Origin of the sequence: Bradyrhizobium sp. Bra78, assembly GCF_024519855.1 — a bacterium.
GTDB lineage: Bacteria > Pseudomonadota > Alphaproteobacteria > Rhizobiales > Xanthobacteraceae > Bradyrhizobium > Bradyrhizobium japonicum_G.
The window spans coordinates 1-23,618 of the sequence record NZ_JALJRE010000021.1 but is presented as its reverse complement, the minus strand read 5'-3'; the positions used below and the strand labels follow the sequence as shown (position 1 = coordinate 23,618).

At 65.4% G+C, this 23,618-nt stretch carries 24 protein-coding genes; 10 read left to right on the top strand and 14 right to left on the bottom strand.

The window, feature by feature from the left end; genetic code table 11:
- Positions 1-83 precede the first annotated feature (83 nt).
- Entirely contained in the window at positions 84-722 is a 639-nt protein-coding gene (locus OC450_RS32140; RefSeq protein WP_256807090.1) for an HAD family hydrolase, read from the top strand.
- Here the strand turns inward: OC450_RS32140 and OC450_RS32135 are convergent.
- Both OC450_RS32135 and OC450_RS32130 read right to left on the bottom strand, forming a co-directional pair.
- Positions 719-1,759: a phenylacetaldoxime dehydratase family protein gene (locus OC450_RS32135; RefSeq protein WP_211385841.1), complete on the bottom strand. Its 1,041-nt coding sequence runs from the start codon at positions 1,757-1,759 to the stop codon at positions 719-721. The genes OC450_RS32140 and OC450_RS32135 overlap by 4 nt on opposite strands.
- An 11-nt stretch (positions 1,760-1,770) precedes the next feature.
- The gene (locus OC450_RS32130) at positions 1,771-2,787 is read right to left on the bottom strand and encodes a carbon-nitrogen hydrolase family protein (protein ID WP_211385840.1); all 1,017 of its coding nucleotides are present in this window, start codon (positions 2,785-2,787) and stop codon (positions 1,771-1,773) included.
- Positions 2,788-2,984: 197 nt separating this feature from the next.
- Here OC450_RS32130 and OC450_RS32125 point away from each other — a divergent pair, with 197 nt between their 5' ends.
- The 6 genes from OC450_RS32125 to OC450_RS32100 all read left to right on the top strand — a co-directional run bounded on the left by OC450_RS32125 (position 2,985) and on the right by OC450_RS32100 (position 8,055).
- Entirely contained in the window at positions 2,985-3,941 is a 957-nt protein-coding gene (locus OC450_RS32125) for a helix-turn-helix domain-containing protein (RefSeq protein WP_211385839.1), read from the top strand.
- Positions 3,942-4,049: 108 nt separating this feature from the next.
- The gene (locus tag OC450_RS32120; protein ID WP_249129394.1) at positions 4,050-4,244 is read left to right on the top strand and encodes a hypothetical protein; all 195 of its coding nucleotides are present in this window, start codon (positions 4,050-4,052) and stop codon (positions 4,242-4,244) included.
- 116 nt (positions 4,245-4,360) lie between these two features.
- A complete protein-coding gene (locus tag OC450_RS32115; protein WP_211385838.1) occupies positions 4,361-5,386 on the top strand; it encodes an aldo/keto reductase in 1,026 nt (341 codons plus the stop codon).
- A 253-nt stretch (positions 5,387-5,639) separates the two neighbouring features.
- Entirely contained in the window at positions 5,640-5,987 is a 348-nt protein-coding gene (locus OC450_RS32110; protein ID WP_211385837.1) for a c-type cytochrome, read from the top strand.
- A 79-nt stretch (positions 5,988-6,066) separates the two neighbouring features.
- Positions 6,067-7,488 (top strand): MFS transporter, encoded by a 1,422-nt coding sequence (locus OC450_RS32105; RefSeq protein WP_256807089.1) that lies wholly within the window; start codon positions 6,067-6,069, stop codon positions 7,486-7,488.
- 108 nt (positions 7,489-7,596) lie between these two features.
- Complete coding sequence (locus OC450_RS32100) at positions 7,597-8,055, top strand: translation initiation factor 2 (RefSeq protein WP_256807088.1); 459 nt, start codon at positions 7,597-7,599, stop codon at positions 8,053-8,055.
- A gap of 69 nt (positions 8,056-8,124) precedes the next feature.
- Here the strand turns inward: OC450_RS32100 and clpA are convergent, their stop codons facing one another.
- The 3 genes from clpA to OC450_RS32085 form a co-directional block, all read right to left on the bottom strand.
- Positions 8,125-10,533 carry an ATP-dependent Clp protease ATP-binding subunit ClpA gene (gene clpA, locus OC450_RS32095; RefSeq protein WP_211385834.1) on the bottom strand — a complete coding sequence of 803 codons (2,409 nt, stop codon included), beginning with the start codon at positions 10,531-10,533 and terminating at the stop codon, positions 8,125-8,127.
- A 289-nt stretch (positions 10,534-10,822) separates the two neighbouring features.
- Complete coding sequence (clpS, locus tag OC450_RS32090; protein ID WP_211385833.1) at positions 10,823-11,155, bottom strand: ATP-dependent Clp protease adapter ClpS; 333 nt, start codon at positions 11,153-11,155, stop codon at positions 10,823-10,825.
- A gap of 558 nt (positions 11,156-11,713) precedes the next feature.
- Positions 11,714-12,049: a phasin family protein gene (locus OC450_RS32085; protein WP_211385832.1), complete on the bottom strand. Its 336-nt coding sequence runs from the start codon at positions 12,047-12,049 to the stop codon at positions 11,714-11,716.
- A gap of 388 nt (positions 12,050-12,437) precedes the next feature.
- Here OC450_RS32085 and OC450_RS32080 point away from each other — a divergent pair, with 388 nt between their 5' ends.
- Positions 12,438-14,285 (top strand): D-alanyl-D-alanine carboxypeptidase, encoded by a 1,848-nt coding sequence (locus OC450_RS32080; protein ID WP_262049348.1) that lies wholly within the window; start codon positions 12,438-12,440, stop codon positions 14,283-14,285.
- Between the two features lie 223 nt (positions 14,286-14,508).
- Here OC450_RS32080 and OC450_RS32075 read toward each other — a convergent pair whose 3' ends face one another.
- The 4 genes from OC450_RS32075 to OC450_RS32060 form a co-directional block, all read right to left on the bottom strand.
- On the bottom strand, positions 14,509-15,234 hold the full coding sequence (locus tag OC450_RS32075; RefSeq protein WP_211385830.1) for a DnaJ domain-containing protein: 726 nt from the start codon (positions 15,232-15,234) through the stop codon (positions 14,509-14,511).
- A 64-nt stretch (positions 15,235-15,298) separates the two neighbouring features.
- Positions 15,299-16,048, bottom strand: a complete 750-nt coding sequence (locus tag OC450_RS32070) for a VWA domain-containing protein (RefSeq protein ID WP_256807086.1) — start codon at positions 16,046-16,048, stop codon at positions 15,299-15,301.
- A gap of 149 nt (positions 16,049-16,197) precedes the next feature.
- Entirely contained in the window at positions 16,198-17,058 is an 861-nt protein-coding gene (locus OC450_RS32065) for an alpha/beta fold hydrolase (protein WP_211385828.1), read from the bottom strand.
- A 344-nt stretch (positions 17,059-17,402) separates the two neighbouring features.
- Positions 17,403-18,326, bottom strand: a complete 924-nt coding sequence (locus OC450_RS32060) for a division plane positioning ATPase MipZ (protein WP_211385827.1) — start codon at positions 18,324-18,326, stop codon at positions 17,403-17,405.
- Between the two features lie 284 nt (positions 18,327-18,610).
- On the opposite strand from OC450_RS32060, the gene panC reads away from it, so the two are divergent.
- Positions 18,611-19,462, top strand: a complete 852-nt coding sequence (gene panC, locus OC450_RS32055) for a pantoate--beta-alanine ligase (protein ID WP_262049347.1) — start codon at positions 18,611-18,613, stop codon at positions 19,460-19,462.
- On the opposite strand, the gene OC450_RS32050 is transcribed toward panC, so the two are convergent.
- The 5 genes from OC450_RS32050 to OC450_RS32030 all read right to left on the bottom strand — a co-directional run bounded on the left by OC450_RS32050 (position 19,459) and on the right by OC450_RS32030 (position 22,578).
- Positions 19,459-19,899, bottom strand: a complete 441-nt coding sequence (locus tag OC450_RS32050; RefSeq protein ID WP_211385825.1) for a DUF1489 family protein — start codon at positions 19,897-19,899, stop codon at positions 19,459-19,461. The genes panC and OC450_RS32050 overlap by 4 nt on opposite strands.
- Before the next feature lie 42 nt (positions 19,900-19,941).
- Positions 19,942-20,925 carry a hypothetical protein gene (locus tag OC450_RS32045; protein ID WP_262049346.1) on the bottom strand — a complete coding sequence of 328 codons (984 nt, stop codon included), beginning with the start codon at positions 20,923-20,925 and terminating at the stop codon, positions 19,942-19,944.
- A gap of 154 nt (positions 20,926-21,079) precedes the next feature.
- Positions 21,080-21,283, bottom strand: coding sequence for a hypothetical protein (locus OC450_RS32040; protein WP_007611353.1), 204 nt, complete (start codon positions 21,281-21,283; stop codon positions 21,080-21,082).
- Between the two features lie 177 nt (positions 21,284-21,460).
- Positions 21,461-21,829 carry a YidB family protein gene (locus OC450_RS32035; RefSeq protein ID WP_211385823.1) on the bottom strand — a complete coding sequence of 123 codons (369 nt, stop codon included), beginning with the start codon at positions 21,827-21,829 and terminating at the stop codon, positions 21,461-21,463.
- A gap of 86 nt (positions 21,830-21,915) precedes the next feature.
- Positions 21,916-22,578, bottom strand: a complete 663-nt coding sequence (locus tag OC450_RS32030) for a glutathione S-transferase family protein (RefSeq protein ID WP_211385822.1) — start codon at positions 22,576-22,578, stop codon at positions 21,916-21,918.
- A gap of 122 nt (positions 22,579-22,700) precedes the next feature.
- Here OC450_RS32030 and OC450_RS32025 point away from each other — a divergent pair, with 122 nt between their 5' ends.
- A complete protein-coding gene (locus OC450_RS32025) occupies positions 22,701-23,447 on the top strand; it encodes a DUF599 domain-containing protein (protein WP_262049345.1) in 747 nt (248 codons plus the stop codon).
- The last annotated feature ends 171 nt before the right edge of the window (positions 23,448-23,618 follow it).

Here is a 23,618-nt window from a genome sequence, read left to right as displayed (position 1 = left end):
CGTCTTGTCTTGGCGCGTTGCCTTGGCCCGTGGCCTCGTTTAGGTCAAACAACGGACGGCGGTATCAACACAGGCACGGCAACATGGTTACGATCTATTTCGATCTCGACGGCACGTTGACCAATCCCAAGCCCGGGATCACCCGCTCGATCCAGTACGCCCTGGAGCGCCTGAACCTCGCGGTGCCGGACGAGGACGAGCTGACCTGGTGCATAGGTCCGCCCCTGCATGCCAGCCTGCAAAAGCTCACCGGCAGCGAGGAACTCGCCGACCGCGCGCTGCTGCTCTATCGCGAGCGCTTCAGCGATGTCGGCCTGTTCGAGAACGAGGCCTATGCCGGCATCACGGATACTCTGGCAACGCTGGCCGCGACAACGCCGCGCATGTTCGTGGCCACCAGCAAGCCCGCGGTCTACGCCACCCGCATCGTCGATCATTTTGGCCTGAAGCCCTATTTCGAGCGCGTGTTCGGCTCCGAGCTCGATGGGACGCGCGTCGACAAGCGCGACCTGCTGCGCTACGCGCTCGACGAGGCGGAGGTCGACCCGAAACAGGCGATCATGATCGGCGACCGCAGCCATGACGTGGTCGGTGCTCGCACCAACGGCATGACCGCGATCGGCGTGCTCTACGGCTATGGCAGCGAGGCCGAGCTGAGGGACGCCGGCGCGCATCACATCTGCGCCGCGCATCCCGAGCTGCTCGGCCATTGCGTGGCCTAGGCGCCGACCGTTTCGACCGCCGCCAGCATGCCGGTCTTCGGGTGACAGTTCAGATATTCGAAGAACTGCTCGTCCGCGGCCGCCACCGTGACCTCGTGATAGAGCCTCAGCTTTGCCGAGGGTCCGAGCGTCGAGAGGTACTTCATCGCCGCGCCGAAGATCCTGACATGGGTCGGATGCGACTCTGCCCAGCGTTCCAGGGCGGCGAGACTCTTCCACCAGCTCTGGCCGTAGGATTTTTCGCTCGCGCTGCCCTCGGCCGCGAGCACGCGCATGTAGCGGTTGGCATAGCAGCCGATGCCGAGCCCGTCGTCGCTCAGAAAATCCATGCCCTCGCGCAGCACCGGCTCGACGTCGTCGAGATAGAGCTTTCGCTCGGAGGCCTCGGTGTCACTCCAGTCCTGCCCGGAGCGGATCAGGCAGAGATTGTCGTGAGCCTTCACCCGCAGCCGCGCGCCATCGCGGACCAGCTCCGGAGCACCGCCGGGCGCCAGCGCATCGGTTTGCGACAGCGGGATGCGGTCACGCATGCCGCCCCAATAGGCGTGCTCCTGCACCTCGCCGCTCATGCCGTCGGCGATGACTGCCACGCCTTCGGGCCGGCCGAGCGAGGAGAACAGCGTCTCGTGCCGCGCCAGTGCGGGACGCAGCACCTCGATGAAGGTGCCGACGCCCTCGCGCTGCCTTGCGGTCCAGGCCTCACGCCCCGGTTCGAACCAGGCGTCGAAACGCGCGATGTCGTCCCAATAGGCCACCGAGACGACGTTCTCATGGCCGGTGTGGTCGAGATATTGCGCGCGGTCCCAATGCGAGGGACCGCACTCGCCGGCGAACCGGCCGCCGATTTCAGCGAGCGCCTCCATCGCCGCCGCCGGTGCGGCGCCGCGATACTGCACGCCGAAATAGGCCATGACGACACGACTGACCGCGGGCTTGTAGCGCGCCACGAACGACGGGTATGGCGGCTGATAATCGTCCGGCACCCGCTTGTGGCGCGAGCGCTGAGTCTCGAGATGCAGGGGAATTGCGGATTCCATGATCAACCCTCTCAGCTCGCCGCTGCGCCGATGTCCGCGGGCTCGACGGTGTCGACCGGCAGCGCGAACTGCTCGACGCGCTGGTACCGCTTCTTGTTGAGCAGCAGCCGCGTCACGTCGGGCCGGGAATAATGCCCGGCAGGATCGGCGGCGTTCTTGGCGACGCCGATGGCGCCGAGATCGATCTCGGCGATCAACAGCCCTTCCTGGTCCGGCGCGAGCTTGTCGCCGATCTGGCTGCCGTCGGGGCCGTAGATCGCAGCAAAGCCGCCACCGGCATGCAGCAGCGCGTGCTTGTCCGGCCGATCACAGAGTTCGTCGATCATCGCTTGCGAGACTGTCGCGCAAGGCGCGAGCACGAAGCAGGAGCCTTCCACCGCGTAGACACGCGAAGCGGCGTTGTTGACCTCAGCGCCGAGCGCCGGCGCGAAGGGATCGTAGAGCGAGAAGCTCGGCCAGGCCGCGACATGCACCTGCTCGTTTTGCGCATACATCGCGTATTTCGACAGCGGCTGGAGGTGCTCCCAGCAGCAGAGCGCGCCGATGCGACCGATGTCGGGCCGCGCATGCACGGCAAGATCGCTGCCGTCACCCTCGCCATAGACGGTGCGCTCGGCATGGGTCGGCCGCAGCTTGCGGCGCTTTGCGATGGTCTCGCCGTCCGGCCCGATCAGCCATTGCGCCAGGTAAAGGCTGCCGCCATCGCGTTCGGAAAGGCCGATCACGGCGGTAAGCTTCGCCTTGCGCACGGCATCGCGCAGCCGCTCGGCCTGCGGACTGTCGTAGGAGAGCGAATTGTCGAAATAGCGCTGCACGAAGCCGCGGCCGATCGCCCAGGCCGGCGAATCCATCCAGATGTGCCAGGGGTAACCGGGGATGAACGCTTCCGGAAAGGCGATCAGCTTGGCGCCCTTCTCGGCGGCGTCCCTGATCAGGGCGATCGACTTGTCGATCGAGGCGTCGAGATCGAGCCAGGCGGGCGCCGCCTGCACCACTGCGACCTTGTATTTCGGATGTTCGATGCCCATTGCCGCCTCCATTGCCGGTTGATCGGAAGCCACGTCCGATGCAGTCTATTTGGCCAAGCCCGGCGGCCGGGCGCTCGACCGCCGCGGAACGAAAACTCGACCGGACGGGATCGCGGCCCGGTACGGGATTTGCCTCCGGTTGGGTCGGAGCTGCGCCAACACGCGATTTTGCGGGATGTGAAAGGGAGGCTCTCCAGATGCCAATCCAGTTCACCACGGACGACAGCCCCGGCCACCGGCGGCTTGCGCTCTGGCAGGATATCGTCTGCGACGTCTTCGTCGGGCTGGACTGCAAGTCCGACCTCGGCAGCGCCTTTCGCGGCTCGGTCACGCAGGCTCCGCTCGGCAAGGCTGTATGCTCGGAGGTCTGCTCGGACCGTCAGCATGTATTTCGCACGCCCTCGCGCATCGCGCGCTCGGATCAGGATTTCGTGCTGGTCGCGCTCGGCAATCGCGGTGACGGCGGCGTGGTGCAGGACGGCCGCGAGACCGTGATCCACCCCGGCGAGTTCGCGCTCTACGACACGACCCGGCCCTATGAGCTGAAGTTCAACGGCACATTTTCGCAGACCATCTTCAAGGTGCCGCGCGAGATGCTGCAGCGCCGGCTCGGCGCGACCGAAGCCCTTACCGCCAGCTCTTTCGGACCAGATTCGCCGCTGCAGAGGATCGCCTACGACTTCATCGCCCGGCTGTGCCAGAGCGCGGATCAGATCGATCCGCTCCACGCCGCCGCTCTGTCGGAACAGGCCGTCGATGTCCTCGCCATGGCACTGGGCGAACGGCTGGGCAGGACGCCGCTGCCGTCCTCGACGCATCGCTCCGCCCTGCTCTACCGGCTGAAGGCGCATATCCGGGCTCACCTTGCCGATCCCGACCTCTCGCTGTCCGATACCGCAGTGGCGCTCGGCATGTCCTCCCGCTACGTGAACGATCTCCTCGCCGACGAGGACACCTCGTTCCAGCGCTATGTCCTCGGTGAGCGTCTTGCTCAATGCAGGCGCGACCTCGCCACCCCCGTGCTCGCCCACCGCCACATCAGCGAGATCGCCTTCGCCTGGGGCTTCAACGACCTCTCGCATTTCGGCCGGGTCTTCCGCGAGCATTTCGGGATGTCCCCGCGCGACTTCCGGCAGAGTCAATTGCGGCATTGATATCAAGACAGGCATCGGTCCGAGCCTTCGCCTCGGGCGAAGGCGATGCTCGGCAATCCAGATTGTCAGATCGTCCCGCCGGCATCAGGCTGGCGCACATGAGGACTCATGTCACGACAGGCGGATCGGAGGGTGCTGGTCGTGCTGGGCTGGGGCCTGACGCTCCTGCCGCGGCAGGCGCGTGACGGCGAGGCCGTCTGCCTTCCCTCGTCTGCAACAAGAGGCGTCGCTCAGCTTTCGGCGACGACGATCAGCGCGCGCCTGACCGACGCAGTCGTCGAGGACATGCGCCTGCATGACTAGGCCGTTTCCAAGCAAGGCCGGTATGTGAGCGCGGCGTAGGACACGGCGCGTGCTTGCACTACCATCGAGGACCAAGGCTGCAGGGATCAATCAGCGGCCAGCCGAGGAGCATATCGATGGAATACCGACGCTTGGGCCGCTCAGGCCTCATGGTGCCCGCCTTGAGCTTGGGAACAGGCACTTTCGGCGGCGTGGGCCGCCTTGCTGCGTGGGGGACGACCGACGCGACCGAAGCGCGCCGCCTTCTCGATATCTGCCTCGAGGCCGGCGTGTCGATGTTCGACACCGCCGACGTCTATTCGCTCGGCGAGTCCGAGCGTGTTCTCGGCGAGGCCATAAAGGGCCGCCGCGACAAGATTTTGGTCTCGACCAAGGCAACCTTCCGCTTCGGCGACGGCCCCAACGACATCGGATCGTCACGGCAGCATCTGCTCGCGGCCATCGATGCTTCGCTCGCCCGGCTCGGCACCGATTACATCGACCTGTTCCAGCTTCACGGCTTCGACGCCTTCACCCCGCCTGAAGAGGTGCTCGCGACCCTCGACGTGCTCGTGCGCGCCGGCAAGATCCGCTATGTCGGCGTCTCGAATTTTTCGGGCTGGCACCTGATGAAGTCGCTCTCAGTCGCCGACAAGCACGGTTTTCCGCGCTACGTTGCCAACCAGACCTACTATTCATTGATCGGGCGCGACTATGAATGGGAGCTGATGCCGCTCGGCCTCGACCAGGGGTTGGGGGCGGTGGTCTGGTCGCCGCTCGGATGGGGCCGCCTCACCGGAAAAATCCGCCGGGGCCAGCCGAAGCCCGAGGTGAGCCGCCTGCCCAAGACCGCCGACTTCGGCCCGCCGGTGCCGGACGAGCATGTCTACCGCGTCGTCGATGCGATCGACGAGATCGCGAAGGAGACGGGCAAGAGTGTCTCGCAGATCGCGCTGAACTGGCTGCTCCAGCGTCCGACCGTCTCGACGCTGATCATCGGCGCGCGCAACGAGACACAGCTGCGCGAAAACCTCGGCGCGATCGGCTGGTCGCTGACCAAGGATCAGATCGCCAAGCTCGATGTCGCCAGCAAGGTGACGCTGCCCTACCCCTACTGGCACCAGCGGGGGACTTTCTCCGACCGCAATCCGCCGCCGGTGTAAGGCGCGCCCGCCCTTGAGCTGCGTCAAGCCCGCTTGCGTCGGGCGTGGCATCCTGCGGCCGTCGCGAGGCTCCCGATGCGCCGATTTGCCATGAAGGCCCTGTTCACGGCTCTCACTCTCAGAAGGGGTGAGAACGAGAGGATCGATTGGGATCGCCGCATCCTGATCTTCTCGATAGCAGTAACGATCGCCTTGGTCGCATTCTACGTCTGGGGCAAGGCAGACTTGCGCTGGGAATGACGGGGAATGCTCGATGAAGAGGTTCACGCCGGTTCTGCTGGCCGTTGGCGTGCTATGGAGCGCCGATGGTCAAGCCAAGAACTTCGAGAACATTGAGCAGCGGCACGCTGAAGCACTGTTGCAGCGGATGTGCTCGCAGTGCCACGCGGTCGGCAGGACCGGCACGAGCCCAAACAAGGTGGCGCCGCCGTTTCGCCGCCTCGGCGAGAACAAGCTCTACGATCCCGATTTCATGCAGCGCCTTCAGGACGGCTACAGCAGCATCCACCGCTTCATGCCGACGTTTCGATTCGGCCGCGACGACGCCGAGGCCGTGGTAAACTATCTCAGAGCGATTCAGGAGCCGCAGAAGCCGAAATAGCCGTCGGCTTTGGCTGGAACCATCCCGGGTCGGACCAAGTTGCGGACGAGCAACCGCGCCTCAACCGAACACGTTTGCCATGTCGTCAACTACGATCGAGCATGCCGACGGCCTGCCGCAGCCGCAGCGGAACCGAGCGGTGCTGACCATTGCGCTCGGCATCATCATGGCCGTCGTCGACAGCGCCATCGCCAACGTCGCGCTGCCGACGATCGCGGCCGACCTCGACGCGAGCCCAGCTATCTCGATCTGGATCGTCAACGGCTACCAGCTCGCGATCACGATCTCGCTCTTGCCGCTCGCCTCGCTCGGCGAGATCGTCGGCTATCGCCGTGTCTATCTGGTCGGGCTTGCACTGTTCACGCTGGCATCGGCATTTTGCGCGCTGGCGCATACGCTGCCGCTGCTGACGATCGCCCGCATCATCCAGGGCTTTGGCGCGGCCGGCATCATGAGCGTCAACTCGGCCCTGGTGCGCTTCACCTATCCGCGCAGCCAGCTCGGCCGCGGCATCGGGCTTAACGCGCTCGTCGTCGCCTTCTCGGCCGCGATCGGCCCGACGCTCGCCGCCGGCATCCTCGCGGTCGGAAGCTGGCCCTGGTTGTTCGCCATCAACGTGCCGCTCGGTGCGGTGACGCTGGTGCTGGGCCTGCGCTGCCTGCCGCACACCACGCCCGCGAGCCGTTCCTTCGACTGGCAAAGCGCGGGGCTGTCCGCCATCACCTTCGGCGTCGGCATCGCCGCGGTCGACAGCGTCGGGCACGGCGAGGCCGCCGCCACCTGCCTCGTGCAGTTCGCCATCGCTCTCGTCGCCGGCGCGCTGCTGATCTACCGCGAAACCCACATGAAGTCGCCGCTGCTGCCGGTCGACCTCTTGCGCATCCCGGTGTTCGCACTGTCGATTGCGACCTCGATCGCCTCGTTCTGCGGGCAGATGCTGGCCTTCGTCGCGATTCCCTTCTACCTGCAGAGCCGCTTCGGCTATTCGGCGGTGCATATGGGCCTGTTGATCACGCCATGGCCGATCGCGGTGGCGTTCGCAGCGCCCCTCGCCGGCCGCCTGGTCGAGCATTATCCGGCCGGCCTGCTCGGCGGCATCGGGCTCACGCTTTTCGCCTGCGGGCTTGGCGCGCTCGCCTTCCTGCCAGCGGCGCCGACGCCGCTCGACGTGATCTGGCGGATGGCGCTGGCCGGTGCCGGCTTCGGCCTGTTCCAGACCCCCAACAACCGCACCATGATCGCCGCCGCCCCGCGTGAGCGCGCCGGCGGCGCGAGCGGCATGCTGGGCACGGCGCGACTGCTCGGCCAGACCACGGGTGCGGCGCTGGTGGCGCTGTTCCTCGGCCGTTATCCGCTGGAGGGAACGCGGATGGCGCTGCTCACCGCCGTCGGCTTCGCGCTCTGCGGCGCGGCGCTGAGCATGCTGCGGCTGTCGCCCGCGGGCGCGCGCGGCGCGGAGCACGTCCGCGTGCAGGACGACCAGCGCCTGCGCGGCGAATAGCGCGTCACCGCCCGGCCGGCGACAACCCGTAGTTTTACCATGCCACCCAAGAATGATTGCGCTCGCGCTTTGGTTGCGCTTCATTGGCGATGGGACAAGGGGCATTTCATGCGATCATTTGGAATTGTGGCGCTCAGCGTCATGCTGGGCGGCTGCGCGTCTGTGACTCGCGGCACGACTGAAAACATCAGCATCTCATCGACACCTTCGGGCGTGGAAGCCGTGGTCAGCGGACTGGAGGTTCCGACCACCTGCACGACGCCCTGCGCCGTGGTCGTCAAGCGGAACGCCGACATCTCCATCACCTTCCAGAAGGAAGGCTATGAACCGCAGATCGTGCCGCTCAGCCGAGACATTCAGGGCGGCGGGGCCGCCGGCTTTGCCGGCAATCTCCTGCTGGGCGGTGTCGTCGGCATGGGGGTCGATGCCGCAACGGGCGCCGCAACCGATCACAAGCCGAATCCGGTCATCGTGACGATGCAGCCGTCGGTTCCTGCCCGCACGCGGCCGCCTGCGCCGAAGAAGCCGCGGCCGCCAGCGGCACCCGCGCCCGACACCGGCACTTAGAATCACTCACTGCTGCGACAAGCAAAAAGGCCGGCTTTTCAGCCGGCCTTTTGATTCATTGCGCGCGGATCAGACCTTGACCAGCGGGCCCTTGGAGGTCGGCCCCTTCGAGCCGCCGGGGCCGCCCGGCTTGGACTTGCCCGGCGGACGCTTGCGGGCGCCGGGGAGCTTCTCCTGCTTCGGCGTGACCGGGCCGTCGAGGAACTCGAAGCCGATCTTCTCCTTGGTCTCGTCGGCCTCGTCCTTGACGAGAACGACGCGAACGTGGCCGCCGCCCTTGAGCTTGCCGAACAGCACTTCGTCGGCCAGCGGCTTCTTGATGTGCTCCTGGATCACGCGGGCCATGGGACGTGCGCCCATCTGCTCGTCGTAACCATGCTGGACCAGCCAGACCTTGGCGGGCTCGGACAGCTCGATGGTGACGTCGCGATCGCCAAGCTGCGCCTCGAGTTGAAGCACGAACTTCTCGACCACCGTGCCGATCACCTCGACGCTGAGATGGCCGAACGAGACGATGGCATCGAGGCGATTGCGGAATTCCGGCGCGAACTGCCGGTTGATCGCCTCGTGGTCGTCGCCTTCCCGCTTCGAGCGCGTGAAGCCGAACGCCTGCTTGGCGAGATCCGCCGCGCCAGCGTTCGTAGTCATGATCAGGATCACGTTGCGGAAGTTGACCTGCTTGCCGTTGTGGTCGGTGAGCCGGCCGTGGTCCATGATCTGGAGCAGCACGTTGTAGAGGTCGGGATGCGCCTTCTCGATTTCATCGAGCAGCACCACGCAATGCGGATGCTGGTCGACGCCGTCGGTGAGCAGACCGCCCTGGTCGAAACCGACATAGCCGGGAGGCGCGCCGATCAGGCGCGAGACGGTGTGCCGCTCCATGTATTCGGACATGTCGAAGCGCAGGAGCTCGACGCCGAGGGAGGCCGCAAGCTGCTTGGCAACCTCGGTCTTGCCGACGCCGGTGGGACCGGAGAACAGGTAGCAGCCGATCGGCTTCTCCGGCTCGCGCAAGCCCGCGCGTGCGAGCTTGATCGAGGCGGCGAGCGACTCGATCGCCTTGTCCTGACCGAACACGGTGCGCTTCAGGGTCTGCTCGAGATGCTTGAGCACCTCGGCGTCGTCCTTCGACACGCTCTTCGGCGGAATCCGCGCCATCGAGGCGATCGTGGTCTCGATCTCCTTGATGCCGATGGTCTTCTTGCGCTTGTTCTCGGCGACCAGCATCTGCGCCGCACCGGATTCGTCGATCACGTCGATCGCCTTGTCCGGCAGCTTGCGGTCGTGGATGTAGCGCGAGGAGAGCTGCACCGCGGCCTCGATCGCCTCATTGGTGTATTTCAGCCGGTGGTAATCCTCGAAATACGGCTTGAGACCCTTGAGGATCGCGATCGCGTCCTCGACCGTCGGCTCGTTGATGTCGATCTTCTGGAAGCGCCGCACCAGCGCGCGGTCCTTCTCGAAGTGCTGCCGGTATTCCTTGTAGGTGGTCGAGCCCATGCAGCGGATGGTGCCCGAGGCGAGTGCCGGCTTCAGCAGGTTCGAGGCATCCATCGCCCCGCCCGACGTCGCGCCCGCACCGATCACGGTGTGGATCTCGTCGATGAACAGGATGGCGTTGGGATGCGCCTCGAGCTCCTTCAGCACCTGCTTGAGGCGCTCCTCGAAGTCGCCGCGATAGCGCGTGCCGGCGAGCAGCGTGCCCATGTCGAGCGAGAACACGGTGGCAGCCGCCAGCACCTCCGGCACCTCGCTGTCGACGATGCGCTTGGCGAGGCCTTCGGCGATCGCGGTCTTGCCGACGCCGGCCTCGCCCACGAACAGCGGATTGTTCTTCTGCCGGCGGCACAGCACCTGTATCGCGCGGTTGATCTCGGAATTGCGTCCGATCACCGGATCGATCTTGCCGTCGCGCGCCTTCTTGTTGAGGTTGACGCAATAGGTCTCGAGCGCCTCGCCCTTCTTCTTTGCGTCCTCGCTGCCTTTGGTCTCGGTCTCCTCGTCGACGCCGCGTACCGGCCGCGCCTCGGACACACCGGGCCGCTTGGCGATACCATGGCTGATGTAGTTGACCGCGTCGTAGCGCGTCATGTCCTGCTCCTGCAGGAAATACGCGGCGTGGCTTTCGCGCTCGGCGAAGATCGCGATCAGCACGTTGGCGCCAGTCACCTCCTCGCGGCCGGACGACTGCACGTGGATCACCGCGCGCTGAATCACGCGCTGGAAACCGGCGGTCGGCTTGGCGTCGTCGGCGCCGTCCGTCACCAGGTTCTCGAATTCGGTCTCAAGATAATTGACGAGGCTCGTACGGAGCTTGTCGAGATCGACGCTACAGGCGCGCATGACCGCGGCTGCATCGGAGTCGTCGATCAAGGAGAGCAAGAGATGCTCGAGCGTCGCGTATTGGTGATGACGCTCGTTTGCGATCGCCAGTGCACGATGCAGGGATTGTTCAAGGCTTTGAGAAAAAGTCGGCATTCGCGTCCTCTATGGCCCCCACCATCATGATCGCCATCGCCCGGTCAGGCAACAACAACCTTTGTCACATATAGGTATACAATATCGCCGCGAAAGACCGGTTCCGCGACTCAGGCGGATGCGCACCTGCGCCGGTTACGATGCAAGACCCGTTCCCATTTGGGCGCGATCGGGGCCCGTGCAGAATTCCAAGGCTTTTCCGGCGGCGACGAACATCGCGCGCAGACATCACGCGGCGATCACATTGCGACATGCACAAGAGGCGGCTTCGAACTCGCCGTGAGAGGCCTTACTTCTTTTCCATCACGCATTGTAGCGGATGCTGGTGCTTGCGGGCGAAATCCATCACCTGCGTCACCTTGGTCTCGGCGATCTCGTAGGTGAACACACCGCACTCACCGATCCCGTGATGGTGGACGTGCAGCATGATCTTGGTGGCGGCCTCGGCGTCCTTCTGGAAGAATTTCTCCAGCACGTGGACGACGAATTCCATCGGCGTGTAATCGTCGTTCAGGATCAGCACACGATACAGGTTCGGCCGCTTGGTCTTCGGTTTGACCTTGGTGATGACGGACGTATTTGGCGCGGCAGGACCGCCGGAACGGTTCTCGTCGTTGCTCATCCGGGGAGCGTGGGCCGCGGAGGCCGCGGACAGGTCTGGTCTGGAAGACAATTGCGGCATGGCTCAGGCGTTCAAATTCCCCACGGAAGCGTATGGCAGTACACTGCGCAGCCCCAGCCTTCGGAGCTTCGCACAGGCGCGCCGCCCTGTCGGATCGCCGCTTCCAGCCGGTCCGGTTCGAGCCGGATTGGCTTCACCGAATATGGGCCCGCCCCCGGCTCGCCGCAAGCGTGCGACGGCTCGGCCGACGGCCGCAGCGGCCCCGATTCCCGGTTCGGGCGATCCTCACCGAGGTTAATCAATCCGGACCGATTTGACAAAACCTTCCGCCCCGCCCGCTTTGAAGGCGTTTGATCAGGAACCGGCCGCCGTCGCGGCTGGCACGATCTCGCGCAGGATGCCTCCGGATTTCTACGGTGCGAACACCGCCGAATTCAATTCGAGGACCTCGGTACGCCGTTGTCGAAGCTGCGTGGCGCGCCGAAGCGAATCCCCTGCGACCAAGAAAAAAAGCCCGGCATCAGCCGGGCTTTTCGATTCCAGGACTTCCAGAGAACGTTAGTTGGCCGGAGTGAACTTCGACACGATGGTCTCGACCGGCTTGAATGCCTGCTTGGCGAGGTCGCTGTAGAGGCCGGCGATCTTCTGCGATTCCGCAACGAAGGTCTCGTAAGCGGAACGGGCGAAATCAGTCTGCGCTTCCATGGCCTTGTCCAGCGACTTCACGCCGGAAAGCTTCTCGACGAAGGACTTGGTGTCTTCGAACGACTTCTTGGTGTAGTCGCCATAGGCGCTGGCGATCGCCTGGAGGCCGTGCTGCACCGAGGTCGCGGAGGCAACGTACTGCTCGAAGTGCTCTTTCCCGTAGTTCTGAAAGTCTTCAACCTTGAACATCTTGGAATCCTTTTCCCTGACTTTGTCGGGAAGCCCCGGCTCCCTGACTCTGCCCACAATTAGTGCAACGCACAAAAAAGTCAAGAATCTTGTGCGTCGCACAAAATTAACATGCAAATCGCTGAGATTCCCGGGGTTTCCCGCAATGGTTCCTTAAGCATTTGGAAACCGCGGCCCCCTACTTTGATTCCCTGGACGTGTTCAACTTCCGCAAGCGGCCAAAAGCCGTTTAAGAACATCACCTTAGCCAGAACAGCGGCTCAGGTTCAACGTCTCCCGCGGCGAACACCAGCGGACGGACAGCCTGAGCAGGTAATGATCCCGGGTCCATTGGGCACAATTTCGCCTCACGGGCCGGTGATCAAGTCAGAAACGGGGACGGGGTTTCATGCTTCGTAAAAACTTGTCTTCCTCGCGCTTGGCGCGGGTTGGCGTTTTCGGGCTTCTTACGGTCACCACCGCGGTCATCTTCACCACCGATGCTGCCGAGGCGCGGCGCCACCGGCGTCATTACGCGCATCACCGGGTACAGCGCGATATATCCGAGAGTTCCAGCCCGAAATTCGCGTCGATCATCGTCGACGGCAATTCCGGCTCCGTGCTCCAGGCGACGAGCCCCGACGGGATCCGCCATCCGGCGTCGCTCACCAAGATCATGACGCTCTATCTGCTGTTCGAGCGCCTCGAGTCCGGCAAGATGAAGCTCGACACCGAGATGCCGGTGTCCCAACACGCCGCCGATCAGGATCCGACCAAGCTGAACCTGCGCGCCGGCCAGACCATCCGCGTCGAGGACGCGATCAAGGGTCTCGTCACCCGCTCCGCCAACGACGCCGCCGTGGTGATCGCGGAAGCCATCGCCGGCGACGAGGACGACTTCGCCACCATGATGACGCGCAAGGCGCGTTCGCTCGGCATGTCCAAGACGGTCTACCGCAACGCCAACGGCCTTCCCAACGACGAGCAGGTCACGACCGCGCGCGACCAGGCCACGCTCGGCCGCGCCATCCAGGAGCGCTTCCCGCGTTACTATCGCTATTTCGCGACCTCGACGTTCAACTGGCACGGACAGTCGATCCGCAATCACAATCACCTGCTCGGCAGCGTCGAGGGCGTGGACGGCATCAAGACCGGCTACACCCGCGCCTCCGGCTTCAACCTTGTGACCTCGATGCGCCGCGGCAACCGACACCTGATCGGCGTGGTGCTGGGCGGCCGCAGCGGCGGCTCGCGCGACGCCATCATGCGCAACCTGCTCGCGGAGAACCTCGACAAGGGCGCGACCACTCACACCGTTGCCGCGGTTACCGAGCGCAACGGCTCCGACGCCAGCACCGAGGTCGCCGACGCGTCGGATACTCCGGCGCGCCCCGCCCCGCAGGCCCAGGCCGCAGCGGCCCCTGCTCCTGAAGCAGCCCCGTCACGTCTCGCCGCGCGCCTGTCGACGCTCGCAGCTGCGACTGCCGCGGTGCCACCGGCTCAGCCCAGGCCTGAAATCAACAAGCCCGAAGTTCGGCCGACTGAATCCAAAATCGAGCCGGCGCCGCTCACCAATGGCGTGATCTCGAGCCAGCCGCTCTCCATCATCCCCGGCTCGTCCGAGCCGATGAAGCCGGTCCGGGTCAAGACGGTTCAGGTCAAGGCCGGCGCCGTGAGGGTCGCCTCCGCTGCCCCAACTCAGGTCGCACCGCAGGTTACGAGCACGATTGCGTCCCGCTCCGACGTCGCGGAAACCTCCGGCGCCGTGGTCGCGCGGGCAGACCTCATCAACAGGCCCGAGATCGTCAGCCATCCGGAAGCGCCGAGGGCCGAGATGGCCCGGACCGAGCTGCCGCGGCAGCCGGCGGGCTTCGGCACCGGCAACGGCATCCTCGGTGTGCTGCCGGCCGCAACCGCGGCCGCCGCCCCGGCGGCCCCGAGGCTCGCTTCAGCCGACCCGGCGCCGCAGCCGATCCAGATGAGCTCCACCACCAGGCCCGTCGTCACCCACAGCGGCTGGATCGTCCAGGTCGGCGCACTCGAGAGCGAGAACGAAGCCCAGCAGCGCATAGACGCTGCGCGCAGCTCGGCCCGCGGCCTGCTCAGCAAAGCCGATCCGTTCACCGAGCCGGTCGTCGCCAAAGACAATCGCAAGCTCTACCGCGCCCGCTTCGCCGGGCTCGAGCGCGACCAGGCCGAAGCCGTCTGCCGCGCCCTGAAGCGCGCCGACATCTCCTGCATCACCGTTCGCAACTGATCTTTCGCACCGCTGCGATCAAGATGCCCGCGCCTTGCGCGGGCATTTTGATTTTCGGGGTCCGGTGATGACAAGGCCGTTCCACGACAACCTCTCGTCAAGGATTTACGGTTAAAACTTTACTCAAGGGATCGACCACGCCGGCAATGGCGGGCATCGGGGCGACGGCAAACAGAGCAAGCGGGACTCACGCGGGACTGGCGTTTGTAGCGTGGTGCCGGAGTTAGCCGTTATGCGTACGAAGCAGAGTATCCTTGGCCTCGTTTACACGGGCAGCGAGATACGTCGAGCCCCCCTGGTCGGGATGGAGTTTCTTCATCAGGGACTTGTGAGCCCGGCTGATGTCGTCACGTCCCGCCCCCGGCTGCAAGCCAAGGATCTGGTAGGCTTCCTCCGTCGTCATTTTGCCGGTCGCAACCGTGCGACGCTGCCCCCCTGCCGCGTCGCCCTGCGCGTTCTGACGCCAAGCGGGAAACCGGCGGTCCAGATAGCTTTCAAGTAGGGCCACGCTCTCGGCATCGAACGCCGGGACCATTGCCAGCAGGCCTGCAAGATCGAACTCGTCGAGATCGCGCCCAGCGTGAGGCCCGGCGACGATCTGGCCCGCGAGTCGGCCAGAATCGTGGTCGAGCCGCATGTCCAGGAATTGCGAGCGCACACGCGAGGCCTGTCCGGACGGGCGCGTCGCGCCGCCGCCGAACAGCCCGCCGATATTGCCGAAGCCGGCGTTCGCCAGCGGCGTCCAGCCGAGCAGCCCGGCGCCGAATATGCCGAGCGGGATCGCCACCGCCAGTTCGCCCCGCAGGCCCGTGAAGGCTGCGACCGCCAGCGCGACGACGCCGCCGCCGAACTTGATGGTGCGCGCCAGCACCGCCGGATTCGCGGAACGGAACATCTGGAGCAGCAGATAAAGCGTGATAATTGCGACAACGCCGGCGATCAGGGTCATGGCCGGAATATAGTCGCGTCACGCCGAAAAAGCATGCCGTTGCATCCCGCCAGGCAAACCCGCCTCACTTGAGCTGCTCGATCAGCTTCGCCGCGCCGTTCGCGGTTTTGGCCAATTGCAACAGCGCCTCGCGGCCGCCGGCGGCATAGGCCGCGGCTGCGCGCAACAGCTCGCGCAATTGCGCCGCCGCGCCCGGATCGAACCGGCACCACGCCCCGCCGGTAAGCCGGGCGATCTCGCGAAAGGCCTGCTCGGCCACGGCGTCATGGCCTTCCTGAAACATGAACACGGGCACCTTGAGCATGCCTAGCTCGCCGGCCTTGGCGCAGAGTTCGTCGACCTTCTCCTCCATGGCGTCGCCGACGAAGACAACGGCACGCACGCCGGACGCGACCGCCTCGCGCCGCGCCTCGCTCAGCACCTTGCCGATCTGGGTATCGCCGCCGCGGCAATCGATCTTGCTCATCAGCGCCGCAAGCCTGGCGCTGTCGGAGATCCATGCCGTGGCGCGACACTCGTTGAAGCCGCGATAGTAGACGAGCCGGATGTCGAGGCTGCCGAGCGCGGCGGTTTCGCGGAACATGTCGGCCTGCAGCGCGCACGCCATGTCCCAGGTCGGCTGCCGGCTCATCGTCGCATCCAGCGCGAAGATCAGCCGGCCTTTCGCACCGGGAGCGTGCGGCGACAGCGCACGCGCCTTGGCGACGAAGGCCGCGATGTCCTCCGAGGTCGCCGTCCCCGCCTGCGGCACTGCGCCGCCAGATTGCGCCGAGACGGCATCGCGGCCGCGCGGTTTGATGGGTTCGCCCGACATCTCTTGACCCTGCGTGAGCGGCTAATGTGGTCAGCGCGTGCAGCCCGGTCAATGAGCAAAGCCCCCGCCAGCGGAGGCCGGCAGGGGCTTTGAAATCGCTGCTGACGATGAGGGCGATGTCAGCGAGTAGGCTGTCAGCGAGGAGGCTGTCAGCTCTTGGCGGGCGCCATCAGAGCGACCGGACCAGGCTCGAGAATCTTGGGCGGGGAAGCCTGCGTGTTGACCGGCGCCACGTCGCTGTCGGTCGCGCTCAGGAATTTGTCGAGCATGCCCTGAATCGAGTTCTTGGCCACATCCGGACCGGTGTCGCGCATGTCGTTGTGCTGGAATTCGGTTTTGACGACCTGGATTCCGGCCTTTTCGCACTCCTCCTCGGTCGGGATCACGCCCGCATCGGTCTTAAACTGCGGATCCTGCGAACGGAACGACAGGATCTTGAACTTGCCGGCGGTGACGAAGGGCACACGCAGATTGTCGAGCGTGACGACCTTCTTGACCTCATCCGGATACTGCTTGGCGAAATACATCGTGATGTCGCCGCCCATGGAGTGGCCGACCATCGTCACCTTGGCGTAGTCGGCGTTGGGCTGAACCTTCTTCATCTCCTGCATGGCGAGATGGATGTTGGCGACGCCGCGCAGAATCTGCGGCAGGCGGCCGACATAGAGCTCGCCCGGTTTGGTCACCATCGGAGGATCGGTCGGCAAATCATGCTGCGGGCTGACGACCATGTAGCCGCGCGCGGCGAAGATGTTGGCGAGGAAACCGTACTCGGTGTTCTTGACGGTATTGCCGTGATTGATCACGGCAACGGGCAACGTGATCATGCCGGCATTGGCCTGCATTTCCTTGTCGCGGCGGATCGCGATGTCGACGGGCACCGGACGGTTGTCGCGCGAAGCGTCGTAGAAGGTGATGGTCTCGTGCTTGATCGCCCACTTGCTCGCGGTGAAATAGGCGACGCCACAGAGGGCACCGACGGAAACCAGAACGGCAATTCCACGCTTCATTTTCGTCCTCAGCCTCAGGCTCTTTTGCGGCCTGATCCCTGTTGAAAATCGTGTTTCTTCCGGAGCTCTTCGGCCCCTGGTCGCCTATTCCCTAATATATGTCACAGCCGCGTGACAGGAAGGCTAAATATTGTGAATTGGCAGCCCTTTCATTGTGCGTCGCACGCGTTTCTTGGGCACCCACTTTCTTACGGCTACGTGAGGGTGCAGGTCACCATCCGACGCAACCAGTCTCGATTGGGTTCAATTTTGCAGTAAACGCGTGGTGAAAACGACCGAGCGCAAGCTGGGTTCCGGCGGGAGGCGACGGCTTTATCGATTGGAAGTAGCGATATACCGCCGCCTCAGGCGCCGAGGATGTCGTGGACCTCGAGCGGCTTGTCGACCTGATTGAACCACTCGGCGCGGTTCGCCGCCCGGCGGCGGCCGCGCTCGTCGAGCGGCAGCTTGAGCTGACGCAGCAGGCTCGTCACCTCCTCCCGCGCGGTGAGATGGCCGAGATTGGGCCGCATGCCGAGCGTGGCTTCGTCGATCTCGTCGAGGGCGGTCAGGCCACGCGGGAAGAACTCGCGATAGACGACGCGCTCGGCGAAGCCGTCGACGTAGCGGAAGCCGAGTCGCAGCGACAAGTCCTTGAGGCCCTCGGCAACCAACTGCTTGTTGCGCGAACCGAGCATGGACAGGCGGTTGCGCACGACGATCCAGTCGGTGGTCGCGCCGTCGAGCTGGCGGCGCTTGCGGCGGGTATCCCGCACCATCTCGGCGTAATGGCTCTCGCCCGTGACGGCGTAGTTCGCCGGATCGACGGTGCCGAGCACATCGAAATCGAGGAAGCTGTCGTTGATCGGGGTCACCAGCGTATCGGCCATCGAGTGCGCGAGCCGCATCAGGTAGCTGTCGGTACCGGGCGTATCGATCACGATGAAGTCGAAGCTGCGCTCGACCGCAGAAACCGCCTCCATGAACTGCTGGAACTCGGAATTCTCGTTCTCGGCGATCTGCATGGTCTCGCCGAGCTTGATGCAGCGATGCACCGGCAGTTCGAGGTCGAGCTTGGTGCGGCGTGCCCAGGCGGAGCGGTTGCCGATGTAACGGGTAAAGCTCTGCTGACGGCAGTCGAGGTCGATGGTGGCGACGCGCTGGCCGGCTTTCAGGAGCGCCACCGCAATGTGCAGGGCGGTGGTCGACTTGCCGGAGCCGCCCTTCTCGTTGCCGAGCACGACCACATGCGCCGAGCCGGACTGGCCTTGGCTAGCTTGCACAAGCATCGCGATCCTCAACACCCCTGACGATGATCTTCGAATTGGCCGCGTCTGCGGTCAAGTGAAATGCGTGACAGGTCATGCAAATCGCAGCGCGCCGTTTTTCATCATGAATCGCTGTGCCGCCTCGCGTCTGTGATCCAGCCCACAATGTCGCGACATCCTCCGCAGGCTTGCGCGGGATGCTGTGCCGCATCCGGATGCATGGCGTCCATGACGCCCGCTTGTTAAGGTTAGCCGGCCGGACCACGAGCCGCGCCCGCTCCAAATCCCAACCCCGCCGAGTCCCGATGTCGCCACGCCCCTTGATCGCCCGCACGGTCCCTGCCCTGCGACGCGCCGTCGACAATCTTCGCAAGCGCAAGGCCACGATCGCGCTGGTGCCGACCATGGGAGCGCTCCATGACGGGCATGTGTCGCTGGTGCGCCTTGCCAAGCGGCGCGCAAGCCGCGTCGTGGTGTCGATCTTCGTCAACCCGACGCAGTTCGCCCCGACCGAGGATTTCGGCGCCTATCCGCGCACTTGGAAGGCCGACATCGCCAAGCTCGCGGCCGAGGACGTCGATGTCGTCTGGCATCCCGGCGCCGAGGCCATGTATCCGGAGGGCTTTGCGACCCGCATCGTGCCGGAGGGACCGGCGCTGGCCGGCCTCGAGGACCGCTTTCGGCCGCACTTCTTCGGCGGCGTCGCCACCGTCGTCGGCAAGCTGTTCACGCAATGCCGGCCGGACGTCGCGATCTTCGGCGAGAAGGACTTTCAGCAATTGCGGGTGGTGACGCAGATGGCGCGGGATCTCGATCTCGGCGTCAAGGTGATCGGCTCCCGCACCGTCCGCGAGCGCGACGGGCTCGCGATGTCCTCGCGCAACGTCTACCTGTCGCCTCAGGAGCGGCAGACCGCGACCACGCTGTACCGCGCCATGAAGGAGAGCGCCGCGCGCATCCGTGCCGGCGAGGCGATCGCCCCCGCGATGGCGCACGGGGCCGGGATGATCACGGCCGCCGGCTTCGCGCTCGACTATTTCGAGCTGCGCCACGCCGCGAGGCTGGCAGAGGTCGCCTCGCGCAAGGACGGCCCGTTGCGGATCCTGGTCGCCGCCAATCTCGGTAGCACCCGGCTGATCGACAATCTCGCGGTTTAGAGCAATCCGAGATCGCGCAGCTCGCGCCGCATCGGCTCGGGCATCGCCGCGATCGAGCCGGCGGCGGACTTGCCGAGATCGGGCGGCACGGATTCATCGGCGAGATAGCGCCAACCCTGGAACGGCCGCATCGGTCGCGGCGACACCGGGATCACCTTCGGCTGCATCACGATCCGGCAGCGTCCGATGCCGTCCTTGTCGCGGAACGGCTCGATGCCGATGATCTTTTCGCGCGCGGCGATCTCGCCCTTGATTACCCAATAGAGCGACCCGCCCGACAGAATCTCCGCGTCGCGCTTGGGCACCATGCGGGTGATGTGGATGTGATGTTGCGGCAGACCCTTCTTCTTGGCGGTCTGCATCCGTTCGGCGATCCACTCCTTCAATTCCTTGACGGAGTCGCAGCCGACGGCGAGCTTGATCAGATGTAGTGGCATGCCCAAGCATTAGCCGGGCAGCCACCCATTTGGAATGCCGATCTACTCGTTATCCGCAGCTGCGGGAGCCGCGGCCGGCGGTGCGAGCGGAACCGGTGCTGCCGCCGGCGCCCGCGCAGCCTTCGGTGCAGGCGGCTTCTTCGCGGCCGGTGCGGCGTGCACTGCGGCCTGCGCCGCGGCCGCAGCCGGCGCGCGCGGAGCCGGCGCTGCGGCTGCGTTTGCGGCCGGCGCCGCCTGGCGGGCCGGCGGCTCCGGATTCATGATGCTCACCGGGGGCGTCGACGAGGCGCTCGGGAACTCCGCATTGGTGGGCTTGCCCGTCGGCATCGACGGCGGCAGCCCGGCAAGCGCAGCCGTGGCCGGCATCGACGGCGCCGCTGCGGGCGCATTCCAGGTCGGCGCATAGCGTGCGACCAGCGTGTCGTAGAGATGGGAATCCATGTTGGCCGCGACCTGTTGCTGATCGCTCAGCGAGCGGAAGGCCGCGCAGTCGAACTGCGTGCAGCCGTCGCGCGCGACCAGCACCTGCGCGACCAGGCCATAGCGATCACGCTCCAGCGACTTGCGCAGCACCTTCGTGTCGAGCGTCAGGCCGTTGTCGGCGGTTGCCGCATCGCCGAGCGCGGTCAGCCGGTCGATGCGGGCCGCTGTGGCGGCGACGGCCGCGGCCGCCGCGTCAGGCGCGCCGAACAGCGCCTTCTCGCACCCAATGGCCACAGCATCGCCGGCGAGATCGTCGAGACAGGACAGCGCCGTCAGGCTCGCGGCGACGGCGGCCTGGGCGCGCGCCTCGGTCGGCATGGCCTGCCCCGCCGGTCCATAGACGCGCACGGTCGCAGCCACGGCTGTGGCAATCGCGATCAGCGTAATGACGGCCAGCGCGCCGTTGGCGACCGATCTCTCGGCGCGCAGCAGCGTGATCAGGAGAATCAGTCCGAAGAAGCCGGCAGCCGCCAGCGTCATCCACATCGGAAAGGCCGGCGAGCGCCAGATTTGATCCAGCGAAGTGGCCCATGCCCAGTTCATGCGCGACGTCCCCTCACGCGAGCAAAGAGCGAATGGTCAAAGCGAGCACCGCGAACCGGCAACCGCCCCGGCCCACCTTGTGAAGGTGAAGCGGGCCTTTTGACGGCGGCAGGACACAAATTCCCGGAGGCGCCGATGCCGGCGGCGTCGGCCTTCAGGACAGCGCGAGCTGGCTTTCCTTGGCGACGCGTTCGAAGGCTTCGGTCGAGCTCTTGATCCGATACTGGCAGTCGTCGCCATCGGTCGGCAGCAGACGGATGACCTCATACGAGCCGCTGGCAGCGGGGCGCGCGACGTTGCTGGCCGTGAACAATACGCGCGCTCCAATCGGGAATTTGTGCTTCAACACCCTCTCCATCACTCAAACAGCGCCTGCCCCGCCCATGGTCCCACTGCGGCGGCCGGCCGGAAACCCGCCCGTCATATAGCATGCGACCGGGCTTTTTGGCCAGCAGTATGCGGCATGGCAAAGGCACCAATTTTGCAGTCTTTTCAGAGTGATCGGCCAGCGGATGATACCGCCGGAACCGGCCCTTCAGGCGCTATGGGGCAGATGGCCGTCGGGGCTGGCGTGGTCCACGGCCTTGGGCACTTCCTGGGCCAGAATCTGGCCGAGCTGGTCGACCGGGATGTTGTAGCGCGCAGCCAATTGGCGAACGGTGTCGCTGCCGAGCACGGCGCGGAGCTGGTCGGCCGAGATCGGCAGGTTCTGGCCGTTGCCGAGCCAGGATTTGACCTGTTCGCCGAAGCCGGCCTGCTGGAGCTTGGCGACGATCGCGCTGAGGCCGCCCTGATTGTTGCTGCCGAGCACCTCGTTCAGCACGGCCGGCAACACGGCGGCGCCGAGCTGGCCGAGCGCGCTGCGGAGCGCGGGGTTGTTCTCCAGCGAGTCCAGGATTCCCATGGCCGTCTGCTCTCCTTGCCGATCACCGGGCGATTGAGCGCCGCCGGCTTGCTCAACGTCAAGCGAGGCCCGATCACGATTGCGGGTTACATGGTCTCGAACTTTGCGATGACGAGCGTCTCGGCGAGCCCGTCCTTGGTCCATTCCTGGAACGCCGGCAGACCGAGCATCGTGTCCATGTAGGCCTGGGTCTCCGGCGTGACCTCGATCGCGTAGGTGCGGAAGCGGTGCACGACCGGGGCATACATCGCATCCGCCGCGCCGAAGCGGCCGAACAGGAAAGGTCCGCCGGCACCATACCGGGTCCGGCACTCGCGCCAGATCTCCTGCACTCGCGCGATGTTGGCCTTGGCGTCCGCCGACAACGGCACGGGACCCACGGGGCGGTGCAGGTTCATGCCGCATTCGTTGCGCAGGGCCATGAAGCCCGAATGCATCTCGGCGCAGACGGAACGGGCGTGGGCGCGGGCGGCGACATCGTCCGGCCACAGCTTCTTTTCCGGATAACGCTCGGCGATGTATTCGATGATGCTGAGCGAATCCCACACCGTGAGATCGCCATCGACCAGCACCGGCACCTTGCCGGCGCGACTGAAGGAGATGATCTGCTCCTTGTCCGCGGGATTGTCGGTGTAGAGCGGGATGACGGTCTCCGCGAACGGGATGTCGTTGGCGCGGAGCGCGAGCCAGGGCCGCATCGACCATGACGAGTAGTTCTTGTTGCCGATCGCGAGTTTCAGCGCAGCCATGTCACCAGTCCTTCCCGAGTCTGCCGGATGCGGCTGCTTTTAGCGCCAACGCCTGCCACCAATCAATCGTTGCCGGGCTGGATCATGCGTGGCAATCGTTGCGATCTCGCGAGGAGACAGACATGAGCAGGCATTGGGTCGACATCACCGCGATCAGCTTCTTCGTCATCGAATGGCTGGTCTATGCCATGACGCTCGAGCACTCGGCCTATGGCCGCAACAGCCTGTCGGCGCGCATGAACGGCTATCGCGAGGTCTGGGTCCGCCGCCTGCTCGATCGCGAGGCCCGTATGGTCGACATGCAGATCATGGCCTCGCTCCAGAACGGCACCGCGTTCTTCGCCTCGACCAGCCTGTTCGCGCTCGGCGGCGCTCTGGCGCTGCTGCACGCCACCAACGACGCCATCACCATTTTGGGCAAGCTGCCGATCGACCTCAGCACCTCGCCCGCGATGTGGGAGCTGAAATGCGTCGGCCTGGTGCTGATCTGCGTCTACGCCTTCTTCAAGTTCGCCTGGGCCTACCGCCTGTTCAACTATGTCGCGATCCTGTTCGGCGGCATGCCGCCGGCCTCGCAGCGCGGCACGCCGCAGGCCGAAGCTCATGTGATCCGCACCTCGCGTGTGTTCGAGTCGGCCGGCCGCCACTTCAACCGCGGCCAGCGCGCCTTCTTCTTCGCACTCGGCTATCTCGGCTGGTTCGTCAGCCCCTGGGTGCTGTTCGTGACCACGGCAGCCGTGGTGATCGTGACCTGGCGACGTCAGTTCGCCTCCAGTGCATGGGCTGCGATGGCGCCGGAGGTGGCGACCGACGGCGACGCGATTCAGAAGCGCGGTCATTGGGCTCCGCAGCGCGAGAGCGAGATGTGACGCATGCTTTCTCCGCGTGGTCATGCGAGCGCAACACAGTCCTGCGACACACATTTCGACTTGCAGACACGCCTTCGCATCCTCGCGACGCAATTCGCCCGAGCATTGCTTGGTCGCTCCACCCTCTTTAAGCCAAGAGGGCGCAGGGAAGGCCGGGTGCCGGCTGGCACC

Bases quoted from the DNA above. Each gene is read 5' to 3' on its own strand.
- OC450_RS32135 (WP_211385841.1), bottom strand. From the start codon at position 1,759: ATGGAATCCGCAATTCCCCTGCATCTCGAGACTCAGCGCTCGCGCCAC.
- OC450_RS32110 (WP_211385837.1), top strand. From the start codon at position 5,640: ATGAAGAGGTTCACGCCGGTTCTGCTGGCCGTTGGCGTGCTATGGAGC.
- OC450_RS32120 (WP_249129394.1), top strand. From the start codon at position 4,050: ATGTCACGACAGGCGGATCGGAGGGTGCTGGTCGTGCTGGGCTGGGGC.
- OC450_RS32035 (WP_211385823.1), bottom strand. From the start codon at position 21,829: ATGGGAATCCTGGACTCGCTGGAGAACAACCCCGCGCTCCGCAGCGCG.
- OC450_RS32060 (WP_211385827.1), bottom strand. From the start codon at position 18,326: ATGCTTGTGCAAGCTAGCCAAGGCCAGTCCGGCTCGGCGCATGTGGTC.
- clpS (WP_211385833.1), bottom strand. From the start codon at position 11,155: ATGAGCAACGACGAGAACCGTTCCGGCGGTCCTGCCGCGCCAAATACG.
- OC450_RS32125 (WP_211385839.1), top strand. From the start codon at position 2,985: ATGCCAATCCAGTTCACCACGGACGACAGCCCCGGCCACCGGCGGCTT.
- OC450_RS32045 (WP_262049346.1), bottom strand. From the start codon at position 20,925: ATGAACTGGGCATGGGCCACTTCGCTGGATCAAATCTGGCGCTCGCCG.
- OC450_RS32100 (WP_256807088.1), top strand. From the start codon at position 7,597: ATGCGATCATTTGGAATTGTGGCGCTCAGCGTCATGCTGGGCGGCTGC.
- panC (WP_262049347.1), top strand. From the start codon at position 18,611: ATGTCGCCACGCCCCTTGATCGCCCGCACGGTCCCTGCCCTGCGACGC.
- OC450_RS32050 (WP_211385825.1), bottom strand. From the start codon at position 19,899: ATGCCACTACATCTGATCAAGCTCGCCGTCGGCTGCGACTCCGTCAAG.
- OC450_RS32115 (WP_211385838.1), top strand. From the start codon at position 4,361: ATGGAATACCGACGCTTGGGCCGCTCAGGCCTCATGGTGCCCGCCTTG.
- OC450_RS32030 (WP_211385822.1), bottom strand. From the start codon at position 22,578: ATGGCTGCGCTGAAACTCGCGATCGGCAACAAGAACTACTCGTCATGG.
- OC450_RS32140 (WP_256807090.1), top strand. From the start codon at position 84: ATGGTTACGATCTATTTCGATCTCGACGGCACGTTGACCAATCCCAAG.
- OC450_RS32130 (WP_211385840.1), bottom strand. From the start codon at position 2,787: ATGGGCATCGAACATCCGAAATACAAGGTCGCAGTGGTGCAGGCGGCG.
- OC450_RS32070 (WP_256807086.1), bottom strand. From the start codon at position 16,048: ATGTCGGGCGAACCCATCAAACCGCGCGGCCGCGATGCCGTCTCGGCG.
- clpA (WP_211385834.1), bottom strand. From the start codon at position 10,533: ATGCCGACTTTTTCTCAAAGCCTTGAACAATCCCTGCATCGTGCACTG.
- OC450_RS32085 (WP_211385832.1), bottom strand. From the start codon at position 12,049: ATGTTCAAGGTTGAAGACTTTCAGAACTACGGGAAAGAGCACTTCGAG.
- OC450_RS32075 (WP_211385830.1), bottom strand. From the start codon at position 15,234: ATGACCCTGATCGCCGGCGTTGTCGCAATTATCACGCTTTATCTGCTG.
- OC450_RS32105 (WP_256807089.1), top strand. From the start codon at position 6,067: ATGTCGTCAACTACGATCGAGCATGCCGACGGCCTGCCGCAGCCGCAG.
- OC450_RS32025 (WP_262049345.1), top strand. From the start codon at position 22,701: ATGAGCAGGCATTGGGTCGACATCACCGCGATCAGCTTCTTCGTCATC.
- OC450_RS32065 (WP_211385828.1), bottom strand. From the start codon at position 17,058: ATGAAGCGTGGAATTGCCGTTCTGGTTTCCGTCGGTGCCCTCTGTGGC.
- OC450_RS32040 (WP_007611353.1), bottom strand. From the start codon at position 21,283: ATGGAGAGGGTGTTGAAGCACAAATTCCCGATTGGAGCGCGCGTATTG.
- OC450_RS32080 (WP_262049348.1), top strand. From the start codon at position 12,438: ATGCTTCGTAAAAACTTGTCTTCCTCGCGCTTGGCGCGGGTTGGCGTT.